General features: G+C 68.6%; 16 protein-coding genes. 6 read left to right on the forward strand and 10 right to left on the reverse strand.

Going from position 1 to position 15,598, the window contains the following annotated elements:
- Nucleotides 1-18 precede the first annotated feature (18 nt).
- From ABWW33_RS26765 to ABWW33_RS26780, 4 genes are all read left to right on the forward strand, one after another.
- Nucleotides 19-291, forward strand: a complete 273-nt coding sequence (locus tag ABWW33_RS26765; protein WP_353404477.1) for a hypothetical protein — start codon at nucleotides 19-21, stop codon at nucleotides 289-291.
- Nucleotides 292-372: 81 nt separating this feature from the next.
- A complete protein-coding gene (locus ABWW33_RS26770) occupies nucleotides 373-771 on the forward strand; it encodes a GntR family transcriptional regulator (RefSeq protein ID WP_353404479.1) in 399 nt (132 codons plus the stop codon).
- On the forward strand, nucleotides 768-1,640 hold the full coding sequence (locus ABWW33_RS26775; RefSeq protein ID WP_176651145.1) for an ATP-binding cassette domain-containing protein: 873 nt from the start codon (nucleotides 768-770) through the stop codon (nucleotides 1,638-1,640). The genes ABWW33_RS26770 and ABWW33_RS26775 overlap by 4 nt, the downstream gene beginning before the upstream one ends.
- Nucleotides 1,637-3,106 (forward strand): hypothetical protein, encoded by a 1,470-nt coding sequence (locus ABWW33_RS26780; RefSeq protein WP_353404481.1) that lies wholly within the window; start codon nucleotides 1,637-1,639, stop codon nucleotides 3,104-3,106. The genes ABWW33_RS26775 and ABWW33_RS26780 overlap by 4 nt, the downstream gene beginning before the upstream one ends.
- A gap of 4 nt (nucleotides 3,107-3,110) precedes the next feature.
- On the opposite strand, the gene ABWW33_RS26785 is transcribed toward ABWW33_RS26780, so the two are convergent.
- The 6 genes from ABWW33_RS26785 to ABWW33_RS26810 form a co-directional block, all read right to left on the reverse strand.
- On the reverse strand, nucleotides 3,111-3,839 hold the full coding sequence (locus ABWW33_RS26785) for a PA4824 family protein (RefSeq protein WP_353404483.1): 729 nt from the start codon (nucleotides 3,837-3,839) through the stop codon (nucleotides 3,111-3,113).
- 64 nt (nucleotides 3,840-3,903) lie between these two features.
- A complete protein-coding gene (locus ABWW33_RS26790; protein ID WP_176651142.1) occupies nucleotides 3,904-4,320 on the reverse strand; it encodes a cupin domain-containing protein in 417 nt (138 codons plus the stop codon).
- 84 nt (nucleotides 4,321-4,404) lie between these two features.
- Nucleotides 4,405-6,318, reverse strand: a complete 1,914-nt coding sequence (locus tag ABWW33_RS26795; RefSeq protein ID WP_176651141.1) for a putative bifunctional diguanylate cyclase/phosphodiesterase — start codon at nucleotides 6,316-6,318, stop codon at nucleotides 4,405-4,407.
- Nucleotides 6,315-6,890, reverse strand: a complete 576-nt coding sequence (locus ABWW33_RS26800) for a YfiR family protein (protein ID WP_353404485.1) — start codon at nucleotides 6,888-6,890, stop codon at nucleotides 6,315-6,317. The genes ABWW33_RS26795 and ABWW33_RS26800 overlap by 4 nt, the downstream gene beginning before the upstream one ends.
- A gap of 1 nt (nucleotide 6,891) precedes the next feature.
- Nucleotides 6,892-8,907, reverse strand: a complete 2,016-nt coding sequence (locus ABWW33_RS26805) for a TonB-dependent receptor plug domain-containing protein (protein WP_353404487.1) — start codon at nucleotides 8,905-8,907, stop codon at nucleotides 6,892-6,894.
- 90 nt (nucleotides 8,908-8,997) lie between these two features.
- Complete coding sequence (locus ABWW33_RS26810) at nucleotides 8,998-9,333, reverse strand: DUF6677 family protein (RefSeq protein WP_176651138.1); 336 nt, start codon at nucleotides 9,331-9,333, stop codon at nucleotides 8,998-9,000.
- 106 nt (nucleotides 9,334-9,439) lie between these two features.
- Between ABWW33_RS26810 and ABWW33_RS26815 the strand changes: the two genes are divergently transcribed.
- Nucleotides 9,440-9,883 carry a cache domain-containing protein gene (locus tag ABWW33_RS26815; protein WP_353404488.1) on the forward strand — a complete coding sequence of 148 codons (444 nt, stop codon included), beginning with the start codon at nucleotides 9,440-9,442 and terminating at the stop codon, nucleotides 9,881-9,883.
- 6 nt (nucleotides 9,884-9,889) lie between these two features.
- A complete protein-coding gene (locus ABWW33_RS26820) occupies nucleotides 9,890-11,521 on the forward strand; it encodes a methyl-accepting chemotaxis protein (RefSeq protein ID WP_353404489.1) in 1,632 nt (543 codons plus the stop codon).
- On the opposite strand, the gene ABWW33_RS26825 is transcribed toward ABWW33_RS26820, so the two are convergent.
- From ABWW33_RS26825 to gcvP, 4 genes are all read right to left on the reverse strand, one after another.
- Complete coding sequence (locus ABWW33_RS26825; protein ID WP_353404491.1) at nucleotides 11,518-11,925, reverse strand: hypothetical protein; 408 nt, start codon at nucleotides 11,923-11,925, stop codon at nucleotides 11,518-11,520. The genes ABWW33_RS26820 and ABWW33_RS26825 overlap by 4 nt on opposite strands.
- 23 nt (nucleotides 11,926-11,948) lie before the next feature.
- Nucleotides 11,949-12,206: a hypothetical protein gene (locus ABWW33_RS26830; RefSeq protein WP_176651134.1), complete on the reverse strand. Its 258-nt coding sequence runs from the start codon at nucleotides 12,204-12,206 to the stop codon at nucleotides 11,949-11,951.
- A gap of 8 nt (nucleotides 12,207-12,214) precedes the next feature.
- Nucleotides 12,215-12,547 (reverse strand): ArsR/SmtB family transcription factor, encoded by a 333-nt coding sequence (locus tag ABWW33_RS26835; protein ID WP_353404493.1) that lies wholly within the window; start codon nucleotides 12,545-12,547, stop codon nucleotides 12,215-12,217.
- A 91-nt stretch (nucleotides 12,548-12,638) separates the two neighbouring features.
- On the reverse strand, nucleotides 12,639-15,533 hold the full coding sequence (gcvP, locus tag ABWW33_RS26840) for an aminomethyl-transferring glycine dehydrogenase (RefSeq protein ID WP_353404494.1): 2,895 nt from the start codon (nucleotides 15,531-15,533) through the stop codon (nucleotides 12,639-12,641).
- Between the last annotated feature and the right edge of the window lie 65 nt (nucleotides 15,534-15,598).

Consider the following 15,598-nt stretch of genomic DNA (forward strand, 5'->3'; position numbering starts at 1 on the left):
CCGGAACGAGGAAGTGACATGGACAACAGCAAATCCGGCCGCGTGGTCGGCATCATCCATCCATTGCGCGCGCCGCCGCCGCGCAAGCAGACCTGGCCCGGCTGCAATCCTCAGCCGCTGCGGCTGGTCGCCCGGCCCGACAAGCACATGGCGCGGGTGGTGGAAAACGGCCTCGCCTTGTACGCCTGCAAGGGCCATATCGCCGCGATCGACTATTTCGCCGCCCAGGGCGTGTCGCTGCGCACCATTTCACGGGTGCTGTGGCAGCCGGAGCAGCGCCGCAACAGTTGACCCCTTCGCGCATTTTTTGTTTGACAAGCCGCCGTTTGTAGTCTACTGTATTATTCAACTAATACACAGATACGACTGGCGATGGCTTCCCATACCCCCTCCCTGTACACGATCGCGACCGGTTCGTCCGAGCCGATCTACCGCCAGCTGATCGAGCAGACCCGCCGACTGCTGGCCGCCCGCGTGCTGGCGCCGGGCGACGTGCTGCCGTCCGTGCGCGAAGTGGCGCAGGCGCTGGCCGTCAATCCGATGACCGTCTCCAAGGCCTACAACATGATGGAAACCGAAGGCCTGCTGGCGCGCAGCCGGGGCATCGGCATGCTGGTGGCCGAGCGCAAGGCGGCGCCGCACAGCACGCACGAACGCGAAGCGCTGCTGCGGCCCACGCTGGAGCGGGCCGCCGCCGAAGCCCGTCAACTCGAACTCGATCCGGACGCCGTGATCGCTCTCTTTAATAAAATCCTGAAGGAAGAGAAATGAATGCATCGATCGTCAATGTCGCCAACCTGCATAAATCGTTCGGCGGCCAGCAAGTGCTGCAGGGCGTGAACTGGGACATCGCGCCGGGCAAGGTGATCGGCCTGCTGGGCCGCAACGGCGCCGGCAAGTCGACCCTGCTCGAATGCCTGCTCGGGCTGCGCGAGGCCGACGCCGGCGCCAGCACGCTGTTCGGCCAGCCGGCCGCGCAGATCGGCGACGAGGCGCGCGCCAACATCGGCTACGTGCCGCAGAAGTCGGAGCTGTTCGAGTGGCTGACGCCGGCGCAGATGCTGGACTATTTCAAGGCGCTGTACCCGCGCTGGAACGAGGCCAAGGTGGCCGGCCTGATGGAGCGCTGGGGCCTGGCCGACTGCGCCGGCAAGCAGATCGGCCGCCTGTCCGGCGGCGAGAAGCAGCGGCTGTCGATCATCCGCGCGCTGGCGCACGATCCGCGCCTGCTGGTGCTGGACGAGCCGGTGGCCAGCCTCGATCCGGTCGGCCGCCGGGACTTCCTGCACGAGCTGGTGGATGGCGTCATCGAGCGCGATACGACGGTGATCTTCTCCACCCACATCCTGTCCGACCTGGAGCGGGTGGCGCTGGACGTGGCGTTCCTGCAGGGCGGCAAGATCACCTTGCAGGCGCCGCTGGATGAGCTGCTGGAGAGCACGCACCGCATCACCGGCAGCGCCGCCGCGCTGGCGCCGCTGCGCTTCCGCGACGAGATCGGCCGCCGGCAGGACCGCAGCGGCGGCGTCAGCATCCTGGCGCGGCTGAGCGGGCAGGAGGCGGCCGACCTGCGCGCCGGGCCGGAGCTGCGGGTCGAAACCCTGAGCCTGGAAGACCTGTTCGTCGAGGTGACCAAATGAGCGCGGCCACGTTCCATCAGGGCTATGGCCAGTTGCTGTTGCAGGTGATGCGCGACCGCGTCGCACGCGGCATGCTGGTGCGCGTGACCGTACTGGCCGCGGCCGCCGCCGTGGGCTTGCCGTGGCTGTTCTCCGGGGTATTGCACCTGCCAGGCCCCGCGCGGCTGTTTGCGGTGCTTGCCGGTGTGGGTGTCATTGTGCTGTGGTACGGCACCTATGTGCGTAGCGCGGTGCGGCAGAACCAGCCTGAATACGCCTGTCTGGTACCCGGGTTGCGGCGTCGCCTGATGACCTTGACCGCCGCGCTGCATGTCTGTAGCAGCGTATTGACGGCAGGGATGATTGCGGCGGTCTACGGACACTTCGGTTACGCGGTGGCGTCGGCGTGCCTGTTTTTCTCCTATGTGCTGCTCGTACAACGCTACACTTTGCTGTTCATTCTACCTTCCGTGCTGATTTTCGCTTCGGCGTCGCTCGGCCACCCTTTGGCGCGATGGGTGGGGAATGCGGCGACGGCGATGGGCGAGCCGGCCATTTCGGGCATCGGCTTGCTGACGGCGACCGCGCTGTGGACCTGGAGCCTGCTGAAGGTGTTCCCGCGCGGCGGCGACCGGCACTGGGCCTGGCAGCGCAGGCTCACCGTTTGCATCGGACGCCTGCGTGGTGTTGCACCGGCCGACTATACGGCGAACGTCAAGCCGTGGGTGTGGCGAGTGGGTAATGGAATGCGCTCGCCGTACCTGGCGGCGCTGCGGCGCGACAGCCGCCGTGCGACGCACGCACCGTCGCCGGTGCGGATGATGATGCATGCGCTGGGTCCGGAAACGCATGCGGGCGGCAGCATGGCATACGCGCTGGGGCTGACACTGCTGTCGCTGCTGGCGTTGGCGCTGGGCGCTCCCGGGTCCACGGTCGGCAATCTGGCGCACACGTCGCTGCCGCCGATGTTCATTCTGATGGCGCCGCTGATTTACACGACAGCGGTGGTGCAGGCGATCGGCCGCAATGCCACTGAACAGCGCCTGTATCTGCTGGCGCCGGGCGCGCCTTCGCCGGCGCTGCTGAACCGTGTGCTGGCGCGCACGCTGCTGGGACGCTACCTGCTGGTATGGCTGGTGGCCGCCGCCGGCGCGCTGCTGGTGGACACGTGCAGCGGCGATGCGGTGGCGGCGGCGCACGGCGCGACCGTCACGCTGGCGGCACTGCTGGTGCTGCTGCCAGCGACGCTGCTGCGCGACTACGCGGCGATGCGCCCGGCCTCCAGCCATAACGGGATGATAGGCTGGACCCTGTTCGTGATTTCCGGCTGGTTGCTGGCGACACTGGCCGATCGCAAGCTGTTCGATGTGCCGTGGATGGCGCTGGGCGCTGTCGTGGCGGCGTGCGGCCTGTTGGCGCTGGGTCTGTGCTGGCGCCGCATGATGGCGATGCCGCCGGCGCTGCCGGCCGGCCGGCTGGCGGCATAGCGCCTCAGTTGGACTGCAGCACCAGGCCCACCGTGACGACCTGTTCGACGGCGCCGCGCGCCAGGCGCCGGCCCCAGGTGGCGTCGACCTGCAGGTGGTCGGGGATCAGCGCGTGGGCCAGGCCGAACTGGTAGCGCGAGCCGGCGCGCTGCTGGCCGTAGACTTCGGCCGTCAGCGAGTCGCGCTCGCCGAGCTTGAACTCGGCGCCGCTGCCCCAGGTGGCGTTGCTGCGGCGGGCGTCGGCCGGGCGCATCACGCCGAGGTTGACGTGCACCAGCACCGCATCGCCGCGCAGCGAAAAGCTGAGCGGCACGTTGGCCGACAGGTCGCCGTCGCCGCTGCGGCCGGTGCGGAACTGGTCGGCCAGCACCAGTCCCAGGCCCCAGCCGTCGGTCTCCAGCGGCTTGAACACCGTCTTGGCCTGCACCCGGCCGAAGTGCACGGTGCGGCTGTGCGGTCCGGCCGTGTCGTCGGCCCAGGCGCCGCCGACGGCCAGCTCCCAGTCGCCGCCGACATTGCAGGCCGGCGTGGCCCAGTATTCGTCGTAGTGCTGCGCATGCTGCGCGTAGGTCTCCAGCTGGCATTGGCCGGGCGCGGCAATGGCGGCATCGTCGACCGTCATCGGACGGCCGGCGTGGGCGCAGACGGGCGCCAGCAGGAGGACAAGGGCGGCAGGGGCGGCGTATGCACCGGCTGCGCGCAGCCGGGCGAGGGAAGTCAACATCATCATCATTACAGTTCAATATTCATTCGAGGCGCCGCCACTGTAGCGCCATCAGATGAAACTGTGATGACAACTATTTGGCGGCGGTAGCCAGCGGCTTGCCTTTTTCGACCACGTACACGCCGACCAGCTTGAGCGTACCGCTGCCGACGTTGAGGGCGTCGTGCACGGTGCCGGCCGGGATCACGAACGATTCGCCGGCCTTGACGCGGCGCGGGTCTTCGCCGTCGATGCGCAATTCGCCTTCGCCTTCGAGCACGTAGCTGATCTCATCGCCGGGATGGGTGTGGCGGCCGGCGGTGGCGCCGGCGTCCAGCTCCACCCTGGCCACCACCGCTTCGCGGCCGGGCACCGAGACGTCGGCCTTCTTGATCACCGTGCGGCGTATCCCGGGGGCCTGGGCCAGCAAGGTGCCGGCGGCGCCGGCAAGCAGCAGGACGAACAGCGTGTTGCGAATCAGCGTGGTGCGGGCAAACGGAAGCGGTTTCATGGCGTGTCCTTTCGGCGGAAGGTACATCGAAGGCTGTCGTATGGCGGTGCGCAGGCAGATTGTACGACAGACGGTCCGGCGCCGCTAGCCGATGAAGCGGCGGCGTTCGCGCAGCAGCGCTTCCAGCTCGGGTGCGGCCATCGGCCTGGCGAAATAATAGCCCTGCATGATGTCGCAGCCGGCCTCGCGCAGGAACTCGACCTGCTGCGCGCTTTCGACGCCCTCGGCCACCACCGACAGGTTCAGGCTGTGCGCCATGGCGATGATGGCGGTGGCGATGGCGGCGCCGTCACCCGGCACGTCGCTGACGAAGCTGCGGTCGATCTTCAGCTGGTCGATCGGGAAGCGTTTCAAATACGCCATCGACGAGTAGCCGGTGCCGAAGTCGTCGATCGACAGGTGGATGCCGGCTTCCTGGATGCGCTGCATCAGCGCCAGGTTGGCGTTGACGTTGTCCATCATGACACCCTCGGTGATTTCCAGCTCCAGCACGCCGGCCGGCAGCCCGGTTTCCTTGAGCAGCGCCAGCACCTCGTCCATCAGGCCGACGTCGCGCGTCTGCGCGGCCGACAGGTTGACGGCAAAGTGGGCGATGTCGTCGAACAGGCCCTGGCCGCGCCAGGCGGCGGCCTGGCGGCAGGCTGTCTGCAGCACCCAGCGGCCCAGCGGGACGATGACGCCGCTTTCCTCGGCCACCGGGATGAATTCGGCCGGGCTGACCGTGCCCAGCTCGGGGCAGGTCCAGCGGCACAGCACTTCGATGCCCGTCATGCGGCCGCTGCGCACGTCGATCTGCGGCTGGTAGTGCAGGGTCAGCTGGTTTTCCTGCAGCGCGCGGCGCAGATTGGCCTCCATCTTCAGGCGCTTGTGCGCGCGCAACGCCATCTCGGGCAGGAACATTTCGTAGCCGTTCTTGCCCAGGCTCTTGGCGTAGTACATGGCGGTGTCGGCGCCGCGCATCAGCGACAGCGCGTTGTCGCCGTGCGCCGGGTAGACCGCCACGCCGATGCTGGCGCTGACGTGCAGCAGGTGGTGCTCGATCTGGAACGGCTCGGACAGCGCGCGCAGGATCTTGCGCGCCACGGTGTCGGCTTCGCCGGCCGCTTCGGCCGCCTCGATGATGACCACGAACTCGTCGCCGCCGATGCGGCAGATGATGTCGTGCGCGCGCAGCGTGCCGCGCAGCCGCTGCGCCACCAGCTGCAGCAGCAGGTCGCCGCAGTTGTGGCCCAGCGTGTCGTTGACCACCTTGAAGTTGTCGAGGTCGAGCAGCAGCAGGCCGACCGCGGTGTGCTGGCGGTCGGCGCGCTTGAGGCAGGCGGCCAGCCGCTCGTTGAACTCGTTGCGGTTCGGCAGCGAGGTGATGGGATCGACGTGGGCCAGGTAGTGCAGGTGCTGCTCGGCCTTGCGCACGGCGGCGCGCATGCGCGCCACCAGCAGCCAGGCCAGGCCCAGAGCGGCCAGCGCGGCGGCCACGGTGAAGCCGGCAAAGCCGGTCAGGCGCTGGTACAGCGGCGCCAGCGAGGCGCGGATGACGACGCTGCCTATCATCTCGCCGTTGGCCGACACCGGTTCGAGCACCTCCAGCGTGGCGCCGCTGAATTGGCGCCGCTCGGCCAGCAGTTGCGGCGTCAGCGCGGGCGCGGCGGCGCCGTCGCGCTGGTAGCCGGCCAGCGGCCGGCCGGCGCGGTCCAGCACGGCCGCGCTTTGCACCGCCGGCGACAGCGCCAGCCCGGCCAGCGTTTCGGCGGCGGCGCGCTGGTCGCCGAACAGCAGCGCGGCGGTGCTGTTGTTGCCGGTCATGCGCGCCTGCACCTGCAGGTCGTCGAGCAGCGCGCCGCGCAGCGCGATGTACTGGAACAGCACCAGCAGCACGCCGGCCAGGGCCAGCGCGGCGCCGGCCACCATCAGGTTGCTGCGCGCGACGCGGCTGCCCAGCGGGCCGGGCCGCAGCGAGATGTTCGGCAGCGGCGTGGGCGACTGCGGCGGCTTGCTCATTGCACGCTCCTGGCCAGGCGCAGCAGCTTGGAGCTGAGCAGCAGGCGGGCGCTGCGCACCGCGCCCAGGTCGGCGTCGAACACGACGCGCTTGTCCTCCATGAACAGCGACAGCATGGCGCCGGCGGCGGCGATCTGGCGGTCGTCGGCCACCGTCAGCACGCTGGCGAAGGTCAGGCTGCGGTGCAGCAGCGGCCAGCGCTCGCGGTCCTGGCGGTCCAGCACCAGCAGGTGGCAGCCGCGCGTGCTGTCGCCGGCCAGCGCCCGCACCGCCAGCCGGTGGCCGTTGACGGTCTTGTCGGCCAGCGCCTGCAGCGCGTCGAACAGCGTGTTGCCGGCGTAAGCGCACAGCTGCAGTGGATCGCCGGCCGCCAGCGCGTCGGCCGGCCATTCGGCAAACACGGCGAAGTTGAAGATGTAGGCGGCCTTGAGCTGGTATTCGGCCACCGGCGCGGTGACCGGCGGCGGCACCTGCGTCCAGGCGCCGCCGCTGGCCGCCAGCAGCAGCGCGCACAGGGCGCCGCGCGACGCGGCGCGCAGGGTGGACGGGGAGGGAAGGTGCGCGACGGGCATGTCAGTAGGCCAGCGTCAGTTTGAGCTGCAGGCGGCGGCCGTCCTGGGCGATGGCGTTTTGCCGGTGCTCGTCGGCGGCCGGGTCGGCGTAGCGGCGGTCGAACAGGTTGTAGGCCGCCAGCGCGACGTCGCAGTGGCGCGTCAGCCGCTGGGAGTAGAGGTTCAGGTTGGCCAGCACGTGGGCGCCGCTGCGCCCGCCCTGTATCATTTGCCGCTGCCCGACGTACTGAACTTCGGCGCCTGCGCGCCAGGCCCCGGCCAGTGGCAGCGCCAGGTTGAGCTTGGCCAGCTGCGGCGGCGTGTTGACGCCGTCGCCGGCGCCGTCCTGGCGCACCCGCTGCCAGGTGTAGCTGGTGCGCAGCCGCGCCGAGTTGGCCCAGTTCTGCTCGTATTCGAGTTCGATCCCGCGCGCGACCGCCGTGCCGGCGTTGACGAACATCGGCAGCTCGCCGGTGTCGACGGCGGCGATCAGCCCCGACACCTCGTTGCGGAAGGCCGACACGGTGAGCCGGCGGTTGCCCGCCAGCTGGCGCACCAGCGCCAGTTCGCTGCTGCGGATGCGCTCGCGGCCCAGCGCCGGATTGGCCAGCTGACCGCCGGCGCCGGGCACCTGGTAGAAGCGCTCGTAGATGTTGGGCGCGCGGTAGGCGCTGCCGTACATGGCCTTGACGGTGGTGGCGACGTCCCACTGCCGGACCAGCGCCAGGCGCGGGTTGAACACGCCGCCGCTGCCGGGGTGGTGGTCGTAGCGCAGGCCGGCGTTCAGCAGCAGCGTCGGCGTCAGCGCCACCTGGTCCTGGACGTACAGGCCGATGCGCCGGCCTTGCCGGTTCTGTTCCAGGTAGCTCTGCGCCGGTTCGAGGTCGAAGTTGAGCAGCCGCAGCCGGTAGTCGTCCTCGAAGTCCAGCCCGGCGAGCAGCTTGTGGCCGCCGGCGGCGGCCAGCGCGCGCAGTTCGCCGCCCCACCAGCGGCCGGTGCTGAGGTCGCGGTTGAGGGTGCGCAGTTGGTTATCGGTGACGTAGTCGCCCAGCGTTTCGTAGGCGCCCCAGTACAGCCGGGCGTCCAGCTCGGCCCGGGCGCCGAGCGCGCCGTGCCAGGCCAGGTCGGCATAGGTCTGGTCGTCGATGGTGCGCGAGCGCGGGTCGTTGAAGGCCTGGCTGAACGAGGCGGTCGGCACGCCCTTGTCGCGTTCGGCGTGCAGCAGGGTGGCGGTCCAGGCGCCGCGCGTGGCCTTGGCGTACAGGCGGCTGCCGCTTTCGTAATCGAGGCCGCGGGCCACGCCGTCGCTGCCGTCGCCGGCGTAGTCGGCGTAGAACAGGTCGCGGCCGTCGGTCTTGTAGCGGCTGGCCGACAGCAGCCAGTCGATGCCGGCGCCGTCGCGCCAGCCGTGGCTGGCGCTGGCGCGGCGCGCGCCGCCCTGGCCGCCGCTGACGCTGGCGTTGCTGCCTTCGAGGTCCTGGGCGCGGCGGGTGATGACGTTGATCACGCCGAAGAAGGCGTTGGCGCCGTAGATCGACGAGCCGGGGCCGGGCACGTATTCGATGCGCTCGACCAGCTCCAGGTCGAGCGGGAATTCGGCGCCCAGCGGGGCCTGGTCGTAGACGGCGTCGTTGACGCGGTTGCCGTCGATCTGCAGCAGGAAGCGGGTGTTGTAGTCGCCCGGCCGCAAAAAGCCGTGGGCGCCCAGGTAGCTGTAGTTGCGGTCGTAGCTGACGTACAGGCCGCGCACGCTGCGCAGCGCGTCGGCCAGCGTGCGCCAGCCGTAGGCACGGATGTCGGCGGCGGTCAGCACGGTCACGCTGGACGGCGCCTCGCTGGCGCGCTGGGTGAATTTGGAGGCGCTGTACACTTCCAGCGCCATCAGCTGTTCGAGCGGCAACGCGGTCAGGTCAGCGTCCTGCGGCGCGGCGGAGTGGTCGGTGCTATCGGCGGCGGCGTGGCGCGCGGGCGCCAGCGTCAGCAGCAAGGTCAGCGCGGCCAGCGCACGGCGCGGTGGACGCGGGATTTTGTTTCTCATAGTTAAGATGGTGGCAGGTCGCGGCGCGCTTGTACAGGGGCGCGCGGCGGCTGCCGTGTTGCAATGGCGTTTCCGCAACAGGTAGCGGTGTCAGTGGCGCTGCTGGCGGCCCAGCCATAGCGCATCGAGCACCGAGCCGGCCCAGCAGACGATGCACACCAGCGCGGCGCCGTTGGTGGCCGGATTGTCAATGCCGGAGGCGTTGACGCGTTCGAGGATGGCGAACGGGTCGAACGGCAGCTTGCCGCTGTTGATGTCGTCGACCAGCGTGCCGGCCAGTACCAGCGTGGTGCGCAGCAGATAGCCGGCCGCCAGCAGCGTCGGCACGATGAACAGCAGGCCGCGCAGGCCGCGCCGCAGCGCCAGGTGGCCGAGGCCGGGGAACAGCAGCGCCGAGATCAGCGCCGCCTTGGTGGAGGCTTTCATGGGGTTCCTGTTGTTTCTTTGTCGGGCCGTGGTGGAATTGACTAAACACAATATTAGGCCGGGTGGCGTGACGTAGATTACAACATCTTACCTGCCGGGGGGAATCATGCGCGCCTTGTTTGCCATCATCCTGCTGCTGAGCGGCCCTTACACTGCGGCCGCCGCCGCGCCCAACGAAAAAGACGCGGTCGTGCTGGCCGAGAAGGGCGCCCGGTTCGTCCGCACGCACGGCAAGGCGGCGATGATCGCGCGCATCAACAGCCGGGATCCGGAATTCAACCAGGGCGCGCTGTACCTGGCGATGCGCGACCTGGACGGCATCACCGTGGCCCATCCGACCACCGCGCTGATCGGCAAGAACCTGCTCGACGTGCCGGACGCCGACGGCAAGCCGTTCCGCCGGGAGATGGTGGCGGTGGCGCGCGGGCAGGGTCACGGCTGGGTCGGCTACAAGTTCCGCAACCCCGAATCGGGCAAGGTCGAGGCCAAGACCACCTACGTGCTGCGGGTGGGCGACGTGGCGCTGGAAGCCGGCATCTACAAGCACTGAGCCGCGATGCTCAGCAAACTGAGGATAGGTCCCAAGCTGCTGCTGGCGCCCGGCGTGGTGCTGATCCTGCTGATCGTGCTGTCGGCGGGCGCCGGGCTGGGCATGGTGCGGCAGAACCAGCGGCTGGAGGACATGGTGCAGCAGCGCGCCGTGCGGCTGAAGGCGGCGGCCGACCTGGTGGCCGGCGCCCAGCACGCCCACACCGAGATCTACCAGCTGCTCACCTGGATCAACGCCAGCTTCTCGCCGCCGCGCATCGACGCGCTGGTGCGCGACATCCACGCCCGCCACGCGGCGCTGGACCGCCAGTTCGCGCAGCTGGAGATGGCCACCCAGAACTCGGCCGCCGAGCGGCGCTTCGTGGCGCAGTCGCAGGCCGCGCACGCGCTGTACGTCCAGGCCATCGCCGACGTCGTCGAGCTGGCCATGGTGGACCAGTCGATGGCGGCCAACGCCATGTCCAAGGCCGAGCGCGCGTTCGACGTGGTGGCGCAGCGGCTGGAGCAGCTGTCGCGGCTGGAGCAGTCGCTCAGCGAGCGCGCCTACGCCGATGCCGAAGCCGAGTTCAAGTCGCTGTTGACCATGATGCCGGTGGTGGTGGCGCTGTCGATCGCGCTGTCGCTGCTGGTGACGATGGCGGTGCGCAACGCCATGCTGAAGGAGGTGCGCGAGATCGGCGCGGCGGCGGTCGACCTGGCCGAGGGCAACCTGACGGTGAAGAACCGGGTCTATGGCAAGGACGAAATCGCCGAGACGGCGCGCGCCCTGGACACCAGCATCCGCAACCTGAACACGACCTTGAAGACGATACTGGCGTCGGCGCAGTCGATCGACACCGCCTCGCGCGAGATCGCGCAGGGCAATGCCGACCTGACGCAGCGCACCGAGGCGCAGGCCAGCACGCTGGAGGAGACCAGCAGCTCGATGCAGGAGCTCAGCGCGACCGTGACGCAGACCGCGTCCAACGCGCAACTGGCCAACCAGCTGGCACGCTGCGCCACCAGCTTCGCGGTGCGCGGCGGCAGCATGGTGCAGCGGCTGGTGGTGACGATGGCGGCCATCCGCGGCAGCTCGCGCAAGGTGGTGGAGATCGTCGGCGTGATCGACGGCATCGCCTTCCAGACCAATCTGCTGGCCTTGAACGCGGCGGCCGAGGCGGCGCGCGCGGGCGCGCACGGGCAGGGCTTAGCGCAGGTGGCGGGCGAGGTGCTGACGCTGGCGCAGCGCTCGGCCACTGCGGCGCAGGAGATCAAGCTGCTGATCGCCCAGTCGGTGGCCGAGATCGAGGGCGGCAGCCGCTCGGTGGAGGAGGCCGGCGGCAGCATGGAGGAGATCGTGGCGTCGGTGCGGCAGGTGGGCGACATCATCGGCCAGATCAGCGAGGCCAGCGCGGAACAGGCGCAGGGCTTGCAGGACGTAAAACAGGCCATCGTCGGGATGGACCAGGTGACGCAGCAAAACCTGCTGCTGGTGGAGCAGGCCGCCGCCGCCGCGACCGGCCTGCAGCGCCAGGCCGTCACGTTGTCGGAGGCGGTGGCGACGTTCAAGCTGGACGAAGGACGCGATCCGCCCGGGTTGGTCCATCCGGCGGGCTCGCCCCGGGTGGCGCGCCTGCGTCTGGCGTCGGTGCGCAGCTAGGCGCTCACCCAGCGGTCGCCCGGCTGTTTCAAGTATTTATTGAACACATAGCCCCACGGCATGGCGATCGGGATGATCACCACCACGGCTATCTCAATCAGGTTTTCCAGCATGGCCTGATCCAGCGGGCCTGCCCGCCAGGCCGGCAGCGCGACGACGACCAGCCACAGGACTTTCCAGCTCAGCTCCCACAGCAGCACCGGCAGCATCTGCAGCGGATAGCGGATGCCGAGCGCGCACAGCAGGCCGAACGCGGCCAGCATGCAGTTGACGAAGCCTTGCATCAGGCCCCACGGCTGGGCGTGATGGATCACGCCGGGCCAGATCACCAGGCCCAGGCCCACGGCGATGATCAGGTACACGGTTCTCAGCATATACAGGCGTAACAACGATACTTGATGCATGGCGTGGCTCCTTAAAAAATGGATTACTCGACTTCCTTCAATACCTTCTCGACCTGCGCCAGCCGCGACTGGACGTCGGCCAGCGATGCGCCCATGGCCTTCAGCGCGGCTGCCGTTTCGGCCTGAGCGGCCGCCGATTTCTCGGCGATCTGCCGGTACTCTTCATCGTTCTCAAAACGCAGCCTGGCCTGCTTGACCGCAGCCAGCGCGCGCAGGCCGAAGACCGCGACGATGGCCGCCAGCGGCAGGGCCAGGGTTAACAAGTAGATGTGTTCGGACATGATGGCCTCTAGGTTTCAGTGTTGTTGGACAGGGTTTTCGCCGCCTCGGCGATCAAGGCCGGGGTCAGCTCGACGGCAAAGGCGTTCACTTCAAAATAGTTCAGCGCCTTGCCGTCGGTGGACAACTCCAGCTGGCTGGCGACCAGCCCCGCGTCCTGGAGCTTCTGCAGATGCAGGTGCAGCAAGGGCCGGCTGATGCCCAGCTCGCGCGCCATCTGGCTGACGTAGTTGCGTCCGCCCGCCGACAGCGCGGCGATGATGCGCAGCCGGTGCGGATTCGACAGCGCCGCCAGCATGGCCAGCAGCTGGTCTCCGGTGGGGGGTGGCGTTTTCGATTTCATATGTAAAGAATATCTGACAGGTGTCAGCATGTCAAACACTTTAGGCGAAAAAAAGCCCGGCGTGTGCCGGGCTTCGTGAGGAGCGGGTGATTTACTCGTAGTCGCTCATCGGCGCGCAGCCGCAGAACAGGTTGCGGTCGCCGTAGACGTTGTCGGCGCGGCCGACCGGCGGCCAGTACTTCTGCTTGCGCAGCGACGGCACAGGGTAGGCCGCCACTTCGCGGCTGTACTTGCGCTCCCAGACGTCGGCCGTCAACACCTCGGCCGTGTGCGGCGCGAACTTGAGCGGGTTGTCCAGCTTGTCGAATTCGCCGCTTTCAACCTTGGCGATCTCGCCGCGGATGGTGATCATGGCGTCGATGAAGCGGTCCATCTCGGCCTTCGATTCGCTCTCGGTCGGCTCGATCATCAGGGTGCCCGGCACCGGGAAGCTCATGGTCGGCGCGTGGAAGCCGAAGTCCATCAGGCGCTTGGCCACGTCCTCGTTGCTGATGCCGGTGGCATCCTGCAGCGGACGCAGGTCGATGATGCACTCGTGCGCCACCAGGCCGTCGTGGCCCGAGTACAGCACAGGGAAGTGCGGCGACAGGCGGCGCGCCATGTAGTTGGCGTTCAGGATCGCCGTCTCGGTGGCCGCGGTCAGGCCTTCGGCGCCCATCATCGCGATGTACATCCACGAAATCGGCAGGATGCTGGCCGAACCGTACGGCGCCGCGCTGACCGAGCCGATGCCGGCGTTGTCGCGGATATAGCCGTTCGAGCGCTGGTTGGGCAGGAACTTGGCCAGGTGCGCGCCGACGCCGATCGGGCCGACGCCAGGGCCGCCGCCGCCGTGCGGAATGCAGAAGGTCTTGTGCAGGTTCAGGTGCGACACGTCGCCGCCGAACGAGCCCGGCGCCGCGACGCCGACCAGCGCGTTCATGTTGGCGCCGTCGATGTAGACCTGGCCGCCGTGGCCGTGGACGATCTCGCACAGTTCCTGGATGCCTTCCTCGAACACGCCGTGGGTCGAAGGGTAGGTCACCATCACGCAGGCCAGGTTCTTCGAGTGCAGCTCGGCCTTGGCCTTCAGGTCGGCCAGGTCGACGTTGCCGCTGGCGTCGCAGGCGGTCACCACCACCTGCATGCCGACCATGTTGGCCGATGCCGGGTTGGTGCCGTGCGCCGACGACGGAATCAGGCAGATGTTGCGGTGGCCTTCGCCGCGCGAAGCGTGGTAGGCCTGGATCACCAGCAGGCCGGCGTACTCGCCCTGCGAACCGGCGTTGGGCTGCAGCGACACGGCCGCGTAGCCGGTCAGCGCGCACAGCATTTCTTCCAGCTGGGCGATCATCTCGCGGTAGCCGACGGTTTGCGCGTCCGGCGCGAACGGGTGGATGTTGGAGAACTCGGGCCAGGTGACCGGGATCATCTCGGACGTCGCGTTCAGCTTCATCGTGCACGAACCGAGCGGGATCATGGTGCGGTCCAGCGCCAGGTCCTTGTCGGCCAGGCTGCGCAGGTAGCGCAGCATTTCGGTTTCGGAGTGGTAGCGGTTGAACACCGGGTGCGTCAGGTAGTCGCTGGTGCGCGCCAGCGATTCCGGGAACGAGCGCGAAACAGCCGCTTCGACGGTGTCGAAGTCCGGGCCGTGGGCCGGACCGCCAACCGGATGCGCGAACACGGTCCACAGCAGCGCGATGTCTTCGCGGGTGGTGGTCTCGTCGAGCGACACGCCGACGTGCGAGGCGTCGATCACGCGCAGGTTGACGCCGTGCGAATGGGCCGACGCGTGCAGCTGCTCGGCGTTCTTGACGGCGACGGTCAGCGTGTCGAAGTAGCTGTCGTTGACGACGGTGTAGCCCAGCGTCTTCAGGTTGGACGCCAGCACGCCGGTGTAGCGGTGCACGCGCTTGGCGATCTGCTGCAGGCCTTTCGGGCCGTGGTAGACGGCGTACATCGACGCCATCACCGCCAGCAGCACCTGCGCGGTGCAGATGTTGGAGGTGGCTTTTTCGCGGCGGATGTGCTGTTCGCGGGTTTGCAGCGCCAGGCGGTAGGCCTTGTTACCCTGGGCGTCGATGGTGACGCCGACCAGGCGGCCGGACATGCTGCGCTTGAATTCGTCGCGCGTGGCCAGGTAGCCGGCGTGCGGGCCGCCAAAGCCCAGCGGCACGCCGAAGCGCTGGCTGTTGCCGACGACGACGTCGGCGCCCCATTCGCCCGGCGGCGTCAGCATGGTCAGCGCCAGCAGGTCGGCGGCGACCACCACCATCGTGCCCTTGGCCTTGATCGTGGCCACGTCGGCCGCGTAGTCGCGCACCGCGCCGTTGACGCCAGGGTACTGCAGCAGCACGCCGAAGGCTTCGCCGATGCCGGCCAGCTCGGCCGGATGGAAGCCGCGCACCTCGATGCCCAGCGGCTTGGCGCGGGTCTCGACCACTTCGCGGGTCTGCGGCAGCACGTCGTCGGCGACGTAGAACACGGCAGATTTCGATTTGCCCACGCGCTGCAGCAAGGTCATGGCCTCGGCGGCGGCGGTGCCTTCGTCCAGCATCGAGGCGTTGGCGATGCCCATGCCGGTCAGGTCGGTGACGGTTTGCTGGAAGTTCAGGATCGCTTCCAGGCGGCCCTGCGAAATCTCCGGCTGATAAGGCGTGTAGGCGGTGTACCAGGCCGGGTTCTCGAAGATGTTGCGCAGGATGACGCCCGGCGTCAGCGTGTTGTAGTAGCCCTGGCCGATCAGCGACTTGAGCACCTTGTTCTTCGAGGCGATCTTTTTCAGCTTGGTCAGCGCTTCCTGTTCCGGCATCGGCTGCGAGTACGCGCCCAGCGGCAGCGCGCCCTGGTTGCGGATGTTGGCGGGAACCAGGGCGTCGATCAGGGCGGCGCGCGAGGCGTAGCCGAGTACCGACAGCATGGCTTCCTGTTCGGCGGCGTCAGGGCCGATGTGGCGGGCGATGAAGGCGTCGCGGGCTTCGAGTTGGGTCAGGCTGGTGCGGGTCATGATATGGGGGCGGGGAGCTGAGTAAGTGAGCGGGGCGGCAAATCAGCCGCTGCCGTCATTCCCGC

The organism is Duganella hordei, assembly GCF_040369125.1.
In the GTDB taxonomy this organism is placed as follows: domain Bacteria; phylum Pseudomonadota; class Gammaproteobacteria; order Burkholderiales; family Burkholderiaceae_D; genus Rugamonas; species Rugamonas hordei.